The organism is Micromonospora parathelypteridis (assembly GCF_014201145.1).
Taxonomy (GTDB): Bacteria; Actinomycetota; Actinomycetes; order Mycobacteriales; family Micromonosporaceae; genus Micromonospora; species Micromonospora parathelypteridis.
Window position 1 is genome coordinate 6,085,594 of record NZ_JACHDP010000001.1, and the last position, 16,550, is coordinate 6,102,143.

At 69.8% G+C, this 16,550-nt stretch carries 10 protein-coding genes; 8 read left to right on the top strand and 2 right to left on the bottom strand.

Translation table 11 applies throughout. The features are described from left to right. Positions 1-41 precede the first annotated feature (41 nt). Positions 42-1,580 (top strand): FGGY-family carbohydrate kinase, encoded by a 1,539-nt coding sequence (locus HNR20_RS27395; RefSeq protein ID WP_184185543.1) that lies wholly within the window; start codon positions 42-44, stop codon positions 1,578-1,580. Beyond that, positions 1,577-3,211, top strand: a complete 1,635-nt coding sequence (locus tag HNR20_RS27400; protein ID WP_184185546.1) for a fucose isomerase — start codon at positions 1,577-1,579, stop codon at positions 3,209-3,211. Before HNR20_RS27395 ends, HNR20_RS27400 begins: the two co-directional genes overlap by 4 nt. 197 nt (positions 3,212-3,408) lie before the next feature. Here the strand turns inward: HNR20_RS27400 and HNR20_RS27405 are convergent, their stop codons facing one another. Beyond that, positions 3,409-4,407, bottom strand: a complete 999-nt coding sequence (locus HNR20_RS27405; protein WP_184185549.1) for a LacI family DNA-binding transcriptional regulator — start codon at positions 4,405-4,407, stop codon at positions 3,409-3,411. Positions 4,408-4,991: 584 nt separating this feature from the next. Between HNR20_RS27405 and HNR20_RS27410 the strand changes: the two genes are divergently transcribed. From HNR20_RS27410 to HNR20_RS27430, 5 genes are all read left to right on the top strand, one after another. Continuing rightward, positions 4,992-8,246 carry a DUF2961 domain-containing protein gene (locus HNR20_RS27410; RefSeq protein ID WP_184185552.1) on the top strand — a complete coding sequence of 1,085 codons (3,255 nt, stop codon included), beginning with the start codon at positions 4,992-4,994 and terminating at the stop codon, positions 8,244-8,246. An 82-nt stretch (positions 8,247-8,328) separates the two neighbouring features. Then, a complete protein-coding gene (locus HNR20_RS27415; RefSeq protein WP_184185554.1) occupies positions 8,329-9,867 on the top strand; it encodes a sugar ABC transporter ATP-binding protein in 1,539 nt (512 codons plus the stop codon). Further along, the gene (locus tag HNR20_RS27420; RefSeq protein WP_184185557.1) at positions 9,864-10,928 is read left to right on the top strand and encodes an ABC transporter permease; all 1,065 of its coding nucleotides are present in this window, start codon (positions 9,864-9,866) and stop codon (positions 10,926-10,928) included. The genes HNR20_RS27415 and HNR20_RS27420 overlap by 4 nt, the downstream gene beginning before the upstream one ends. Positions 10,929-10,951: 23 nt before the next feature. Continuing rightward, on the top strand, positions 10,952-11,956 hold the full coding sequence (locus HNR20_RS27425; RefSeq protein ID WP_184185560.1) for a substrate-binding domain-containing protein: 1,005 nt from the start codon (positions 10,952-10,954) through the stop codon (positions 11,954-11,956). A 118-nt stretch (positions 11,957-12,074) separates the two neighbouring features. Beyond that, a complete protein-coding gene (locus HNR20_RS27430; protein WP_184185563.1) occupies positions 12,075-13,760 on the top strand; it encodes a glycoside hydrolase family protein in 1,686 nt (561 codons plus the stop codon). Positions 13,761-13,899: 139 nt separating this feature from the next. Here the strand turns inward: HNR20_RS27430 and HNR20_RS27435 are convergent, their stop codons facing one another. Then, positions 13,900-16,056, bottom strand: coding sequence for an amylo-alpha-1,6-glucosidase (locus tag HNR20_RS27435; protein WP_229687272.1), 2,157 nt, complete (start codon positions 16,054-16,056; stop codon positions 13,900-13,902). A gap of 187 nt (positions 16,057-16,243) precedes the next feature. Here HNR20_RS27435 and HNR20_RS27440 point away from each other — a divergent pair, with 187 nt between their 5' ends. Then, positions 16,244-16,516, top strand: a complete 273-nt coding sequence (locus HNR20_RS27440) for a hypothetical protein (RefSeq protein ID WP_184185570.1) — start codon at positions 16,244-16,246, stop codon at positions 16,514-16,516. Positions 16,517-16,550: the final 34 nt, after the last annotated feature.

Here is a 16,550-nt window from a genome sequence, read left to right on the forward strand (position 1 = left end):
CGGCCTTGATTCGGAAATCGATTGCTGGAACAGTGGCGCCCATGAAGGTCTCGGCTGTCCTCGGCGTGGACATCGGCACATCGAGCAGCAAGGGCGTGCTCGTCGACGTCGACGGCCGCGTGCTGCGGTCGTCCACCCGGGCGCACGAGGTGAGCCGGCCACGGCCTGGCTGGGTCGAGATGGACGCGGACGTCTGGTGGCAGGAGTTCGTCTCGCTCACCCGCGACCTGCTGGCACCCGGCGACGTCGAGGTCGTCGCGGTCGGGGTGAGCGGCATGGGCCCGTGCGTCCTGCTCACCGACGCCGCGAACGTCCCGCTCCGCCCGGCCATCCTCTACGGCGTCGACACCCGCTCAACCGATCAGATCGCCCAGCTCAACGAGCGGTTCGGCGCGGACGAGATCCTGCGTCGGTGCGGCTCGGCCCTGTCCAGTCAGGCGGCGGGCGCGAAGGTGGCCTGGGTCGCCGAGAACGAGCCGGACCTCTACCAGCGCGCCCGCAGGCTCTTCATGCCCAGTTCGTGGCTCGCGGTCAAACTCACCGACGAGTACGTGCTCGACCACCACTCGGCGAGCCAGTGCACGCCGCTGTACGACACCGACGACCATGACTGGTACCACCCGTGGGCCGCCGAGATCGCCCCCGGGGTGGTCCTGCCTCCGCTGCGCTGGCCCGGCGACGTCGCCGGCCGGGTGACGGCGGAGGCGGCGGCGGTGACCGGACTGCCGGCGGGTGTCCCCGTGATCACCGGGACCATCGACGCCTGGTCGGAGGCGATCAGCGTCGGCGCTCAGGGCGTCGGCGACCTCATGTTGATGTACGGCACGACGATGTTCCTGGTTCACACGGTCGCGGCCCGGGTCACCGACCCGTCGCTGTGGGGGACCGTTGGCGCCCTGCCCGGGACTCGCAATCTCGCAGGTGGCCTGGCGACCTCCGGAGCGATCACCGCGTGGCTGCGCGAGCTGTTCGGCTCGCCGGACTATCCCGACCTGCTCCGCCTCGCCGAGGCCTCGGGTCCGGGGGCCCGAGGGCTGCTCATGCTGCCGTACTTCGCCGGCGAACGTACGCCGATCCTGGATCCGCAGGCCCGCGGCATCCTCGCCGGCCTGACCGTCTCGCACGACCGCGGTGACCTCTACCGCGCCGCGCTCGAGGCGACCGGCCTCGGCGTACGCCACAACATCGAGACCATCGAGGCGAGCGGCGGTGACATCCGGCGCGTCGTCGCGGTCGGCGGGGGCACCCAGGGCGGGCTCTGGACCCAGATCGTCTCCGACGTCACCGGGCGCGCCCAGGTGATCCCCGCGCAGACCATCGGCGCCAGCTACGGCGCGGCGTTCCTGGCCGCGCAGACCGGGTGGACCGTCTCGATCGAGGCGTGGAACCCCGTCACCGAGGTCTGCGAGCCACGGGCCGAGTTCGCCGCCGACTACGACGAGCTCTACGGGCTGTATCGCGAGCTGTACACGAGTTCCAAGCGGGTCGCGCACGCGCTCGCCGCACGTCAGGTCCGTTTCCTGGGCGCTGCTCGGACGGACGCCAGTAAAGAGCAACGCAACGAAGGAGTCGCCTCATGACCAGTTACACGCTGCCCGTGCTCGCCGATCCGCCGGCGCTGGCACCCGGTACCGTCTACACGGTTGCCAGCGGCGATCTCCGGCTCAGCGCGAACGTCACGTGCTGGCCCACCCAACAGCAACTCGAAGCCGACCTCACCGCGGCGGTCAACGCGCTCGGCTGGAAGATCGAGCGCGGGCACGGCGTCGACCCGGCCAAGGGACACGGCTTCATCGACAGCCAGCGCGCGGGCATCGAGGTCTTCAAGCAGATCCCCGTCGACGCGCCACTGATCGTGGTCGAGGCCGTCTGGCAGTACAGCCACCACGTCCTGGCCGGGTTGCGCAGCCACCGGGGGCCGATCCTCATCGTGGCGAACTGGAGTGGCGAGTTCCCCGGCCTGGTCGGCCTGCTCAACCTCACCGCGAGCCTCACCAAGGCCGGCATCCCGCACTCCGCGCTGTGGAGCCGGGACTTCACCGACGAGTGGGCGATCGGCGGGCTGCGGACCTGGCTCGAGACCGGCCAGCTGCGCCACGACACCAGCCACGTACGTGACCTGCCCGCCCTGCCCGACGACCCGGAGGTCGCGTTGGGTCGGGCGCTGGCCGGCCAGCTCGCCTCGGAGAAGGCCATCATCGGCGTCTTCGACGAGGGATGCATGGGGATGTACAACGCGATCTTCGACGACGAGTTGATCAATCCGCTGGGCATCTACAAGGAGCGGCTCTCGCAGAGCGCGTTGGTCGCCGAGATGGCGCACGTCTCCGACGAGGAGGCCCAGGCGGTCCGCCGGTGGTTGGACGACGCCGGGATGACCTTTCACGTGGGCACCGACGAGGCCAGCGAGCTGACCGAAGCGCAGTTGCTCAGCCAGTTCAAGATGTACGTCGCCGCCCTGCGCATCTCCGACGACTACGGCCTGGACGCCGTCGGCATCCAGTACCAGCAGGGCCTGAAGGACACCGTTCCGGCCAGCGACCTCGCCGAGGGTCTGCTGAACAACGTCCAGCGGCCGCCGGTGCTGAGCCGCGACGGGAGCCGCGAGCTGTACCCGGGGGCGCCGCTGCCGCACTTCAACGAGGTCGACGAGGGGGTGGCGGTCGACTCGCTCGTCACCAACCGGATCTGGACGGCGATGGGCCTCGACCCGGCGACGACGTTGCACGACATCCGGTGGGGCGAGCGGTACGGCGACGACTTCGTCTGGGTGTTCGAGATCTCCGGCTCGGTGCCGGCATCACACAACGGTGGCTACGACAAGTCGTACAGCATGCGTCAGCCGCCGATGTTCTTCCCGCTGGGCGGCGGCACCCTGAGCGGGGTCTCGAAGCCAGGGGAGATCGTCTGGTCCCGGGTGTTCATCATGGACGGCGCGCTGCACGTGGACCTGGGCCGCGGCACCGTCGTCGAGCTGCCGGCCGAGGAGACCCAGCGCCGGTTGAACGCCACCAACCCGCAGTGGCCGATCATGCACGCCGTCCTGCACGGGGTCGGCCGGGACCAGTTGATGGCGCGGCACAAGGCCAACCACGCCAACGTCGTCTACGCGCCCGATGCGGAGACCGCCGACAAGGCGCTGCGGGTCAAGGCGGCACTGTTCGCCGAACTCGGCGTCCAGGTGCACCTGTGCGGTGAGGTCAACCTCTGACGGCTCAGGCTGGTCGATCCCGCACGGGTGCGGGTGATCCACCCGAGTAACGGCGAGATCGCGGCGCTGCGGATCGGAGCGGGTGGAACGGACGGGGAGCCTGACGGTGTACCGGGGGCAGGCTCCCCGTCCTCCACCGTCGGCTGCCCGGCCACCGGCTCCGACAACAGCGGCAGTGGGCTCGCCGACCACGAGGTTCAGCTTGGGCGGCTGGAGCTCTCGCGTACCTGCAGGCCGGTGCTGAGGGTGACGGTCGACGGCGGTCGCGCCGGGTTGGCGATCCGTTCGGTGAGCAGGACCGCGGCCGCCCGCCCCAGGTCGTACGTCGGCTGGGAGACGGTGCTCAGCGATGGCCTGACGAGGTGGGCCCAGGGTATGTCGTCGAACCCGATCACTCCGAACTCGGCCGGCACCTTGAGCCCGCGGTCGACGAGACACTCGAGGGCGCCGACGGTCATCAGGTTGTTCGTCGCGAAGACGCTGTCGGGCGGGTTGTCACTGTCGAGCAGCGAGGCCATGGCCCGGTAGCCACCCTCCTCGCGGAAGTCCGCGTACCGCACAAGGTTGTCGGTCGCCTCCCGAGAGTGCGACCGCAACGCGCGCTGGTAGCCGCGGAGCCGCTGGGCGGCGGTGGAGATCCGGCGCGGGCCGGTGATGCAGGCGACCCGCGCGTAGCCGTTGTTGAGCAGGTGGGTGGTCGCCAGCTCGGCCCCCTGCACGTTGTCGACGAGCACGGTGTCGATGTTGACGCCGCGCAGTTGGCGGTCGATCGCCACGACTGGGATGCGTGCCTCGACGAGCCGGTTGATGACGGTCGGTCGGCCCGACGTGGAGATGATGACACCCGCCATCCGCTCGGCCAGGGCTGCGGCGATGTACCGGGACTCCTTTTCCGGATCCTCGTCGCTGTTGCACAGGACCACCGAGTAGCCGGCGCCTTGCGCGACGTCCTCCACTCCTCGAACCATCGAGGTGAAGAAGGGGTTTCCGATGTCGGAGATGATGACCGCCCAGAGGCTGGTCTGGCTCAGGCGCAGGTTGCGGGCGACGGCGTTGGGGCGGTAATCGAGTTCCCGCATCGCCTGCTGCACCCGCGCGGCCATGACTGGATCGACCGTGGTTCGTCCGTTCAGCACCCGCGACACTGTCGCGGGTGAAACCTGAGCCTGCCGCGCCACGTCATAGATCGTCGCCATTCGCCTCCATTCGCTCGACGCTTCTGGTGCTGTGCTTCGGCGCGGCTGTCCAGCGCGCTCTGGTGCCGGAAACCGGCATCCTACGGGTGAGTAGTGACGGAATCGTGACCGGTGTTTCCCGCCGGTGTCCGGCGCGGACGCGGTCGCCGACCGGGCCTGTCGCGCTCAACCGTTGACGCAGAACCGCCGGGCATCACCCCGACAGACCACCGCCGCGGCGTTCAATGTCACGAGAGTACGCCCGTCCCGGTACGTCCAGTCACGGATCGGGAGCCGGGGATGACCATCGCCGAGCAGTCTTGCCCGCGCCGGAAGATCCGGTCAGGACGACGAGTAAGGGCACGGCGGGGCCTCCCAGCCGCCGCAGCGGCCGCGGCGTGCTTACAAGAGCGGAGAAATCGGTTGCTCGGCTCTGATCGAGGACCATAAAAGCGCGCCGGTTCGCTGTCAACTGCGCCACGGGTTGGTGGCGATCAAGGATTGACCGCCGCGCGGCGGCGTGCCTACCCTGTCGCTGACGCAGCGGGAAATCGATTCCTTGGCTGTATCGCACCCCGCCCCACCCACCGACGTGGAAGGCGCTCATGACATCCACCACCCACGCACGACGTACCTCCGCTCGCCGGCTGCTACGCACCGCGTTCACCGCGGCGCTGCTCGCCGGAACCGCCCTGGTCGGCCCAGCCGGGCCGGCCTCGGCAGCGGCGCCCACCCCCTCCGACAACGGCCCCACCGGATGGGACGTCTACCGCAAGCTCGACCGGCTCGCGGAACTTCCCGACGGACCACGGGCCTACCAGTTCTCCAGCTTCGACCGCGCTGGCGGCAACGACGACGGCTTCTCCGGCCAGTACTCGTGCCTGCGCACCGGCGCCGAAGGCTGCGTCCTCGCCGAAGCCGCCGGCGCCGGTGAGATCGACTCGATCTGGTTCACCCGCGACGAGGGCGACGTCTCCGCCACCGGCACCATCAAGGTCGTCCTCGACGGAAAGACCGTGCTCGACGCCAAGCTCCAGGACGTCGTGGACGGCAAGCTCGGCGCACCCTTCGTCTACCCGGTGGTCGCCAACGGGGCGCAGAGCTCCGGGGGCGTCTACATCAAGGCGCCCATGACCTACCGCAGCTCGATGCGGGTGACGACCGAGAAGAACCCGGTCTTCTACCACGTCGGCTACCGCAAGTTCACCACCGCCGACGGGGTGCGCACCTTCGACCCGTCGGACCGCGCGTTGGACGTCATCGAGCAGCTCAAGGCCGCCGGGACCCGCGACCCCAAGCGCCCGGAGCCCGGCGCGAAGACTGCCGACCGGCACTTCAGCGTCCCGGCCAAGGGCGCGGTGACCCTCGCCAGCGGGGTCGGCCCCGGCGCGATCAGCGCGCTGCAACTGCGGATCCCGCAACTCGTCGGTCCGCCGACGCCGGTCACCGATGACGGACGTGCCTACGGCGCCGGCGGCGGCAGCGAATTCCAGGTCGCCGTCGACCCGGCGAACGCCGGGGTACGGCTGACCCGCCGGCTGGACCCGCACATCGGGAACCAGCGGGCGCAGGTCATGGTGGACGGCGTACCGGTCGCCGAGTGGCCGGCCAACCAGCTGGTGCCCTTCGGCACCTGGCTGGACCAGACCGTCGATCTTCCGGCGAGCGCCACGGCCGGCAAGTCCACGATCACCATCCGGAACCAGTTCGCGTCCTCGGACCTGGACATCAACGAGTTCACCTACTGGGTCGACAGCCTTGTCGGCGGCACCGCCAAGCGGACCGACACCCTCGACCTCGGCCCGTCCCACACCGACGCCGAGGCTGCCCACAACTACCGGATCACCACGCAGACCTGGCAGGGCAGCAACACCATGAGCTACCCGGCGGACGCCGACCGCAAGGCGGCCGTCGCGGCCTCCGACGCGGTGCTGCGGGACAGCCGGCTGCGCATCACCTTCGACGGTGAGACCACCGTGGACGCGCCACTCGGCGAGTTCTTCGGCACCGGCCTCGGGCTGCACCCGGTGCGGTCGCTGATGTTCGGCGTCGACCCCGCGACCGCGACGCTGTCGGCCTGGTGGCCGATGCCCTACCAGTCCCGGTACAAGATCGAGTTGCGCAACGGCTCGAACGTGCCGATCACGACGTCGACCGCGTCCGTGACCACCGCACGTTCCGCCCGCTGGGAGCAGGCACTGCGCTCCACCGGCACGGCGGGTTACTTCCGGGCCACCGCGACGAGCGCCGACACCACCCCCGGCGCCGACCACCCGTTCATCGACGTGGCCGGCCGTGGAAAGTTCGTTGGTGTCACGCAGACCATGGAGGGGCACATCCCCGCGGGCAACCAACGCAACTACCTCGAGGGTGACGAGCGGGTCTATGTGGACGGCGCGCAGACCCCGAGCATCCACGGCACCGGGACCGAGGACTTCTACGAGGCCGGCTGGTACTTCAACCACGGCACGTTCTCAGCGCCCACCAACGGCAACCCGGCCCACGAGGTCAGTGACTACGGCTGCCAGTACGACTGCACCGGCGCGTACCGACTGATGCTCGCCGAGGCGGTCTCATTCGCGACCGACCTGCGCTTCGGCATCGAGCACGGCCCGGGCGACCAGGATCCGGCCCGGTACGGCTCGACCGCCTACTGGTACGGGCAGGACACCGTCGGACAGCGCTGGACCGACACGGTCGACGTCGGCGACGCCGGCAGCGAGTCGGCGCACGCGTACTCCTCCGGCGGCAAGCGCGAGGTGCTCACCGCGACCTTCGAAGGCGACGACGGCGCACCCCGGCCGGTCACCGACGACACCCGCGCCTCCGCCACGCCGATCCGGTTCCGGGTGGCCCTGGACCGACACAACACCGGCGCCGTGCTGCGCCGGGTGGGGGACCAGACCGCCGGCTACCAGTCGGTGGCCGTGCAGGTCGACGGGCGCGACGCCGGCACCTGGTCGCAGCCGCTGGCCAACGGTTCGCACCGCTGGCTGGAGGACGAGTTCCGGCTGCCGCCCGCGCTCACCCGCAACAAGTCGACGGTGACCGTCACGTTGAAACCGACCGCTGGCGCCCCGGCCTGGTCTGCAGCCCGGTACGCGGTGCTGAGCGAGGTCGCCCCCTTCGTCGACAAGACCAGGCCCACCCAGGTCACCGGGCTCACCGCCACCAGCGGCACCACCAACGCGGTGGCGCTGACCTGGCGGCCGGCCGCAGACGACGTGTACGCGCCGAGCTACCAGGTGTTCGCCTCGCGCAAGGCCGGGTTCACGCCCGGACCGGACAACCGGGTGGGCGTCACCACCCGGCCGAGCTTCGAGCACAGCGGGCTGACCCTGCGTGAGACCTGGTACTACCGGGTGCGCGCGGTGGACGCGGCGGGCAACCTCGGCGCCTACTCGGCGCCGGCATCGGCCACCACGGGCGACACGCTGCGACTCGAAGGCGAATCGCTGCTGCCCGCGGTCTCCACCGACGCACCGGCGGAGGTACAGGGCGACTGCTGCGGCATCCACTGGTCGCGGAGCGCGCAGCTGTGGTTCCGACCGGACGCGCCGAACCGGAGTGTGACGGTGGCGTTCGAGGTGCCTACGACCGGCACCTACCAGCTGCACCTGGTGCAGACGCTGGCGGGTGACTACGGCACCAACACGGTGGCGATCGACGGCAGCCAGATCGGCGAGGCGTTCGACGCGTACCACTCGCCGGGAGTGATCGTCAGCGACGCGCTGGACTACGGCCAGCGGGAGCTGTCGGCGGGCCGGCACACGCTCACCCTCACGGTGACCGGCAAGGCCGCCGCGTCGAGCGGGTACCTGGCCGGCCTCGACTACGTCGAGGCGCGCCTCACCTCGTGACGGCCCGGGTCGGAGGCCTGCCCGCGCGGGCCTCCGACCCCGCCCTCACCCGCAGATCCCCAGACAAGCTACGAGGTGCCGTATGACAGATCGGCCGCTGGTCCGGATGACCGGCATCGGCAAGCGGTTCGGCGGCGTGCACGCCTGCCGCGACATCGACCTCACCGTGACCGCCGGCGAGGTGCACGCGCTGCTCGGCGAAAACGGGGCCGGCAAGTCCACGCTGATCAACGTGCTCTCCGGGGTGATCACCGAGCACGACGGCACGATCGAGGTGGACGGGGAACCGGTGAGCTTCGCCGGCCCGGCCGATGCCCAACGCGCTGGTATCGCGACCATCCACCAGGAGTTGGACCTGGTGGCCGGGTTGTCCATCGCGGAGAACATGTTCCTCGGGCGCGAGCCGCGCACCCGCCTCGGCACCGTCGACCTTCGGAGGATGCGCCGGGATGCCGAGGCGCACCTGCGGACGCTCGGCGCAGACCTGGACACGCGCCGGCTCGTGGGGTCGCTGCGCGTCGGCGAGCAACAGCTCGTCGAGATCGCTCGAGCCCTGTCGCTGCGCGCCCGGGTCCTGATCATGGACGAACCGACCGCGGCACTGGCCGACGCCGAGGTCGAACGGCTCTTCGCGACGATTGCCGAGCTGCGCCGGGCCGGAGTCGGCATCGTCTACATCTCGCACCGGATGGCGGAGATCGAGCTCATCGCCGACCGGGTGACCGTGCTGCGCAACGGCACGGTCGCGGGCAGCGTCGACCCGCGGGTCGCCTCCCGGGACGACATCATCCAACTCATGGTCGGCCGATCGGTCGACGCGCTCTTCGGCGAGGGCCGCAACGAGCCCGGCGACGTGCTACTCGACGTACGCGGGCTCGCCGTGACGCCCCGCCGGCCGGTGCCCGGCCGGACCGAGCCGGCCGGCGTGGACCTCACCGTGCGCGCCGGAGAGATCGTCGGCCTCGCCGGGCTGATGGGCGCCGGGCGTACCGAACTGCTGGAGACGCTGTTCGGCGCGGGCGGCTCCGGCCGGCGCGCCGGCCAGGTGACGATCGGCGACCGGCCGTACCGCCCGGGCGGCCCCCGGGCGGCACTGGCGCGCGGGGTGGCCTTCGTCCCCGAGGACCGGCGCGGCGCAGGGCTGATGCTGGAGCACTCCGTGGCGGACAACGTCGTGCTCTCCGCGCTGTCGTCGCTGACCACCCTCGGGCTGCTACGCCGCCCGCTGCTACGCCGGACGGTGGCCGAACAACTCACCACCCTGGCGGTGAAGGCGGCATCACCATCGATTCCCGTGGCGACGCTCTCCGGCGGCAACCAGCAGAAGGTCGTGTTCGCCAAGCAACTGCTGATGCGACCGCGACTACTCCTGCTCGACGAACCGACCCGGGGGGTGGACATCGGCGCCAAGGCCGAGATCTACCACCTGCTGCACCGGCTCGCCGACTCCGGCATGGCGATCCTGCTCGCCTCGTCGGAGCTGCCGGAGCTGCTGAGCCTCTGTGACCGGGTGGTCGTCCTGCACCGCGGTCGCACCGTGGCCGCGCTGCCCCGTGCCTCCGCCACCCAACAAGCCATCCTCGCCGCGGCCAACGGGGACGATGTCAAGGAGCCTCGATGAACTCGCCCAATCCCACCACCGTCGCCGCTTCGCCGCCGGAGACACCGCCCCGCCGCCGGGCGATCCGCCTGCCAAAGGACCGCCAGGCGATCGTCGACAACTTCTTCCGGTTCCAGAGCCTGTTCGGGCTCGTCGCCGTCTTCCTGATCGCGATCGCCGTCTCGCCATCCCGCAACGGCGAGAACGTATTCCTCAGCTCCGGAAACCTCGCCAACATTGTCCGGGCGGTCTCGGAGATCGGCATCATCGCGGTCGGGATGACGTTCGTGATCCTGATCGGCGGCATCGACCTCTCCGTCGGGGCGGTGCTCGGGCTCGCCGCGGTCGGGTCGGCCACGCTGATGGTCGACAGCGGCCTGGGCATCGTGCCGACGGTCCTGATCGTGCTCTTCATCGGCACCGCGTTCGGGGCGACCCAGGGCGCGATCGTCGCCCGACTAGGAATCCAGTCCTTCATCGTCACCCTGGCCGGCCTGCAAGCGGCTCGGGGCATCGCCCGGATGTGGTCCGGAGGGCTGGGCATCCCGATCGCCTACGGCGACGGGCCGCAGGAGGCTCCCGAGACGTTCTCGCTGCTGAGCGGCTCGATCAACGGAGTGCTGCCGGTACCGGCCCTGATCTTCCTCGCCATCGGCATCGGCGCCCTCCTGGTGCTGCGCAGCACCGCCTTCGCGCGGCACGTCTACGCCATCGGTGGCAACGAGAAAGCCGCCCGGCTCTCCGGCGTGCCCGTACGGCGCGTCCGGGTCACCGTCTTCGCGATCTCCGGCCTGCTTGCCGCGCTGGCCGGGATCATCCACGCCGGTCAGCTCAACCAGGGCAGCCCGAACGACGGTGCCGGCTACGAACTGGACGCAATCGCGGCCGTGGTCATCGGCGGGACGAGTCTCGCCGGTGGCAGTGGATCCATGGGCGGCACGATCGCCGGCGCCCTGCTGCTCGGGATCCTGAACAACATCCTCGCCCTCAACAACATCGACGCGAACGTGCAGCTGGTCGTCAAGGGACTGGTGATCGTCGCTGCCGCCGCGTTGCAGAGGCTTCGCCCCCGCATCGCCTGAACCACCACCACCTTGGAGGAAACATGCGCTACACCAGAACAGCCCTCACGATCCTCACACTCACCGCGCTCGCGGTCACCACGGGATGCAGCGTCGAGAAGGACGGCGGTGACAGCGGCACCGATGCCTCGGCCCAGTGCGGCAGCGGCAAGGAGTTCCTGATCGGCATGTCGCAGGCCAACAACGCCGAGCCGTACCGGCAGGTCATGAACGACGATGTGACCACCGCGGCGAAGGCCGTAACCGGGTTCCAGGTCGTCGTCTCGGACGCCGCTCAGGACAACAGCAAGCAGGTTGCCGACGTGGAGAACTTCCTCTCCCAGGGGATCAACCTGCTGATCATCTCTCCGAACGAGGCGAAGCCGCTCACCGGCGTGGTGAAGAAGGCCTACGACAAGGGCATCCCGGTCATCGTGCTCGACCGCAAGGTCGAGGGTGACGCGTACACCGCCTTCATCGGCGGCGACAACGTGGCGATCGGCAAGGCAGCGGGGGAGTACTACGCCAAGACGCTGCTGCCGCAGGGCGGCAAGGTCGTCGAGATCTCGGGCCTGCCCGGCTCCACCCCGGCCGCCGAGCGCGCCCAGGGCTTCCGGGAGGGCATCGCGAGTAACCCGAAGATCGAGATCGTGGCCACCCAGACCGCCGAGTGGCTGCGCGAGAAGGGACAGAGCGTGATGGACGCGATGCTCAAGGCCCAGCCGGACATCGACGCCGTGTACGCGCACAACGACCCGATGGCCGAGGGCGCCTACCTGGCGGCGAAGGCCGCCGGTAAGGAGAGCGCGATCAAGTTCACCGGGATCGACGCGCTGCCTGTCGCCTCCGGCGGCATCAAGGCGGTCGAGCAGGGTCGCCTGCAGGCGACGTTCCAGTACGCGACCGGCGGACGCGAGGCGATCGACCTGGCCAAGAAGATCCTGGTCGACTGCTCGAAGGACGTGCCGAAGTCGACCACCCTCGGCACGACGCAGATCACCAAGGAGAACGCCGCTCAGGTCTACACCGAGCTCGGCGGGAAGCAGTAACAGTTCCGCAGGTGCGGGCCCGCCGCGCAGGCTGGCGGGTCCGCACCACCGGACGACCGGCGAATCAGCCACCGGGAAGCCACCACCGCAAACCCGCATCGAGCCCTGGAGGAAAGCGATGTCCCGCCTACCGTCCCGCGTTGGCCGGCTGTCCGCGCTGGTCGCGGTCGCCCTGAGTCTGATCGCGACACCAGTCGCGGCTCGGGCGGCCGACCCGCCCGCGATCAAGAACCAGGCGTACGAGAACCGGTCGACCGTCGTCAGCGCCGGTGACTTCGTGAACGTCTACGACCCGAGCGTCGGCGAGGACGAGCGCTGGTACTACAACGACCACACCATGGTGCGCGACCGCCGTACCGGCCAGTGGCACGTCTTCGCGATCACCCACGCCGAACCCGCCAACCCGCTCGACGAGCGCTTCTTCGGCCACGCCACGGCACCGTCGCCGCGCGGACCCTGGACGAAGCAGCCGTTCGCGCTGGAGGCCGACCCCGCCGCCGGCGAAAGCCACATCTGGGCGCCGTACGTGCTGTACCACGGTGGTACCTACTACATGTACTACGCGGGCGGCACCGCAGACCACTCGGCCTACAAGATGCAGCTGGCCACGTCGAAGGATCTCAAGACCTGGACCCGGCACAAGGCGAACCCCCTCTTCACCGACGGCTTCGACGGCCGGGACCCGATGGTCACCCGTGTCGGCAACCAGTGGGTGATGTACTACACCGCCAACAGCACACCGGCGGGCGGCAACCACATCGTCGCCTACCGCACCAGTAAGGACCTGGTGCACTGGGGCGCCCGGAAGACGGCCTTCGAACACCCGGCCACCGGCACCTTCGGCGGACCGACCGAATCGCCGTTCGTGGTGCGTCACGGCGGATCGTGGTATCTCTTCGTCTGCTGTGAAAGCGGATACCAGGACACCCGTGTGTACCGCAGCTCCGACCCCTTCCACTTCAGCGTCGACCAGTTGGCGGGGCAGATCAACGCGCACGCCGCCGAGGTGGTCAAGGACGACTCGGGCACCGGCGACTGGTACGTCACGGGTGCCGGCTGGGGCCAGGGCGGACTCTCGCTGGCACCGCTGCGCTGGCGCACGCCGCTGGTGACAAAGGGCCGCATCGTCACCACTCCCTACTACCGTGCCGTCGTGCAGACAGCGCCCCAGGCACGCCTGGTCTCCTACGACGCCGATCCCGCCGGACGTGGCAAGTACCGACCCGTCCTGGACTCGTCGTCCCGCTCCACGACGCCCTACCTCGCGGTCGGAGCCTTCGGACCGACCGACATGGCGGGCGCCGCCAAGAACGTGACCGTCTCTGCCGACGGCACCGACATGAGCCTCAACGGCATCCCCCTCGGCGACGAGCCGGTGACCACCGACTGGCGGTTCCGGTTCGACAAGGCCACCACGGACCTCAGTCTCGTCTGGCACGTGGCCGGCCCGACGACCGCGCCGGTCTGGGAAGCCGCCTGGAACCTGGACTCGGCCCTGCCGCGCATCGGCGACCCCGACCAGCAGGACCGGGACGGCGACGCCGCGGGGTTCACCAACTGGACCCTTGCCACCGACGACACGACCACCTTGGTGGCCGCCTACCGCGCCGGCTCGGCGTGGAGTGAGGACAACCGGTGGTTCAACCGCCCTAACGGAGCCGTCGCATGGCAACCGCTGTGGCAGCCCGGCGGACGGTCGTTGCCCCTCGGTGACCTTCCTGGAGGCACCTGGCGGCTCGGCGTGAGCGGGACCGGCGCGGACACGTCATTTGCCGAGGCACTGGCGGCAGGTCTCAACGGCTAGAGGTAGCGGCCCGGTTTTCCTGCCGCTGTTGGCAGTGATCAGCGGACCCGGCTGGGGCGCGAGGACGAATGTCCTCGCGCCCCAGCTTCGGTTTGCGGCGGGCCTGTGCCCAACAGGAGCCGCGGCCCTGACGGCACACCTAGTCAGCGGGGAGGACCGTGCACTCGGACCCGGCAGCGTCGATGTTCCACCGTCGGCCGAGCGCCGCCGTGTGGTGTAGGCGGATCCGGCCGAGTTCGTCAGGGACGTGGGCGTCGGCGACGAGACGGCCCTCGCCCGGTTCGAGGCCGAGCATCGTGCGCAGAAACAGCAGCGGTGCGCCACTGGCCCAGGCCTGAGGGTTGCAGGCGGTGGGGTACGCCACGGGCTCGTGGCCGAAGGACCGGTCGTAGCCGGAGAACGCTTCGGGCAGCCGGTGCTGGGAGTGGCGGGAAGCTTCCAGCATCGCCATCGCGATCCGGTTGGCCTCGTCGCGGTGGCCGTAGCGGGCCAGCCCGGCCGCGATGATCGAGTTGTCGTGCGGCCAGACGGTGCCGACGTGATAACCGATGGGGTTGTAGCCGACATCGGCGGTGGACAGGGTGCGAACGCCCCAGCCGGAGAACAGTTCCGGAGACATCAGGTGTCGGGCGACCTGTGCGGCGCGGTCGTCGGGGACGATGCCACTCCACAGCAGATGCCCCATGTTCGAGGTCATGGAGTCGATGGGACGCTTGTCGCCGTCGAGGCCGACCGCGTAGTAGCCGCCGCGCTCGGGGATCCAGTAGTCCCGGTTGAACTGCTCACGGAGCCGGTCGGCTTCGCGGTGTAGCCGTTGGGCCAGGTCCGGGTCGTGCCAGGGCCCGGCGGCGAGTTCCGCCATACGTCGTTTCGCGTCGTAGGTGTACCCCTGTGTCTCGCAGGTGGCGATGGGCAGGACGGGGATGCCGCCGTCGGCGTACTGGATGCCGTCCGGGGAGTCCCGCCAGCACTGGTTGCCCAGGCCCTGGGTGGAGCGGGTGGCGTATTCGACGTAACCGTCACCGTCGCGGTCTCCGAAGTGGTCGATCCACCGCAGCGCGGCCTCGGCGTTGTCGCGCAGACTCCGCACGAGGTGGTCGTCCCCGGTCCACCGCCAATACTCGGACAGCAGGATGAGCCAGAGCGCGGTGGTGTCGGCGCCCCCGTAGTAGGGGTGGAAGGGCTTCAGCCCGAGCTGGGTGAGCTCGCCCGAGCGATACTCGTGGAAGATCTTGCCCGGCTCCTGGTCGGTGAAGTCGTCGAACTTCTTCGCCTGGTGCGAGGCCAGCACGATCAGAGCCCCGCGGGCGACATCCGGGCCGCAGATCATGCTCTGGTACGCGGTGATCAGCGTGTCACGGCCAAAGACGGTGAGAAACCACGGCAAGCCCGCCGCGAACAGGACGACCGGCTCACCCGCGATGGTCTTCTCGATCCGCATGGAGACCAGATCAACCGCCGACTGGTGGTAGACGTCGCCGAGTAAGTCGCTGTCGGAGTGCAGACGCGGTTTGGCAGCCGCCCATCGGGTGGACGGGTCCTCCGGCCCATGATCGAACGTCTCGCCCAACCCGCGCAGCACAGGACGGTAGTCCTCCTCACCGCTGCGCAGGGGAACCTTCAAGTCACAGCTCCACTGGTGTCCCCGCTCGAGGCGCACATCCCACACGAGCGCGTCGCCGTCGACCAGGTCGGCCGGCGGGTCGGCCTCGACGCGGACCGACGCCGTGAAGCTGCCGTTGCGATATCCGAACCTGAGAGCCGAGCCGTCCCGCTCGTGCTGCCGCTCGATGTCCGGGGCGCGGTCGCGGCCGGACTCCTTGATCTCGAACAGGTCCGCGAAATCCGCTCCGACGGCCAGGCGCACTCGGATCGTCACCGGCTCGATGCCGAAGTAACGCAGCTCGATCCGTTCGTAGAGGCCGTCGCCGACCACGCGCTGCCGCCGCAGGCCGACCCGATTGGCAGGCAGGAGCGGCAGGTCAGCGTTGGCCAGGAAGAACGCCGCCGAGTAAGCGTCGACGGTTCCCGAAGAGAGCACCGACAGCGCCTGGTCGTCAATCGTCAGCTCCCACTGGCTGAGAAACCGTGTGTCGTCGTGAACCAGGCCGCCAATGGAGCCTCGTGGCACGTCCCCGCGGGCGTCGGAGAACATGAAGGTGCGACCCTCGAGAACACCGATCGCGTCCGGCCCCAGTTCCGGCGGCAGATCCCGGGAGGCGCCGCTGGGCACATCCGGCCCTGCCCGCGTGTCCGGCCACGGCTCCGCCGGTGTCGGCCTCCGTAGTGCTGTCACCGCACACCTCCCCGGCCGTCGGCAGCAGGTCACACATGTCCGGCTGTGTCCCATCGCAAGCCGCTCGCCGAGGCCGATTCAGGGACGCCGTGGATGCCTCCGGCCCAGGGTTCCCGACTATCCGCGGATCATGCTGTGGCGCCCGGCCGGATGCCGGATTGTTGCCTGCCCCCGTTACCGTGCGGGCATGGATGGTCACCTCCTCGTCTGGGGCATCGTGGTCGTGCTCGTACTGGTGGGCCTCGTGGTTGTGGCGCTGTTGGCCAGCCGCCGACGAGCATCCCGGGTCCTGACCCGGGAGGAGCAGTTGCGGCTGGCGAAGCGCGCTGCACTGCAGATCGCCACGAAGAGCAGGAAGTCGAGGCGGGGCAGCTTGCGCGGCACGGGTACCGGGTTCGACAGCCACCCGAACGACGCCGCTATGTTTGGCGGTGAAGGCGGCTCGACAGGCGCACCGTGACGCCGGAGTGCCGACGACCGCCAACAGGCTGGCT

Bases quoted from the DNA above. Each gene is read 5' to 3' on its own strand.
- HNR20_RS27395 (WP_184185543.1), top strand. From the start codon at position 42: ATGAAGGTCTCGGCTGTCCTCGGCGTGGACATCGGCACATCGAGCAGC.
- HNR20_RS27400 (WP_184185546.1), top strand. From the start codon at position 1,577: ATGACCAGTTACACGCTGCCCGTGCTCGCCGATCCGCCGGCGCTGGCA.
- HNR20_RS27405 (WP_184185549.1), bottom strand. From the start codon at position 4,407: ATGGCGACGATCTATGACGTGGCGCGGCAGGCTCAGGTTTCACCCGCG.
- HNR20_RS27410 (WP_184185552.1), top strand. From the start codon at position 4,992: ATGACATCCACCACCCACGCACGACGTACCTCCGCTCGCCGGCTGCTA.
- HNR20_RS27415 (WP_184185554.1), top strand. From the start codon at position 8,329: ATGACAGATCGGCCGCTGGTCCGGATGACCGGCATCGGCAAGCGGTTC.
- HNR20_RS27420 (WP_184185557.1), top strand. From the start codon at position 9,864: ATGAACTCGCCCAATCCCACCACCGTCGCCGCTTCGCCGCCGGAGACA.
- HNR20_RS27425 (WP_184185560.1), top strand. From the start codon at position 10,952: ATGCGCTACACCAGAACAGCCCTCACGATCCTCACACTCACCGCGCTC.
- HNR20_RS27430 (WP_184185563.1), top strand. From the start codon at position 12,075: ATGTCCCGCCTACCGTCCCGCGTTGGCCGGCTGTCCGCGCTGGTCGCG.
- HNR20_RS27440 (WP_184185570.1), top strand. From the start codon at position 16,244: ATGGATGGTCACCTCCTCGTCTGGGGCATCGTGGTCGTGCTCGTACTG.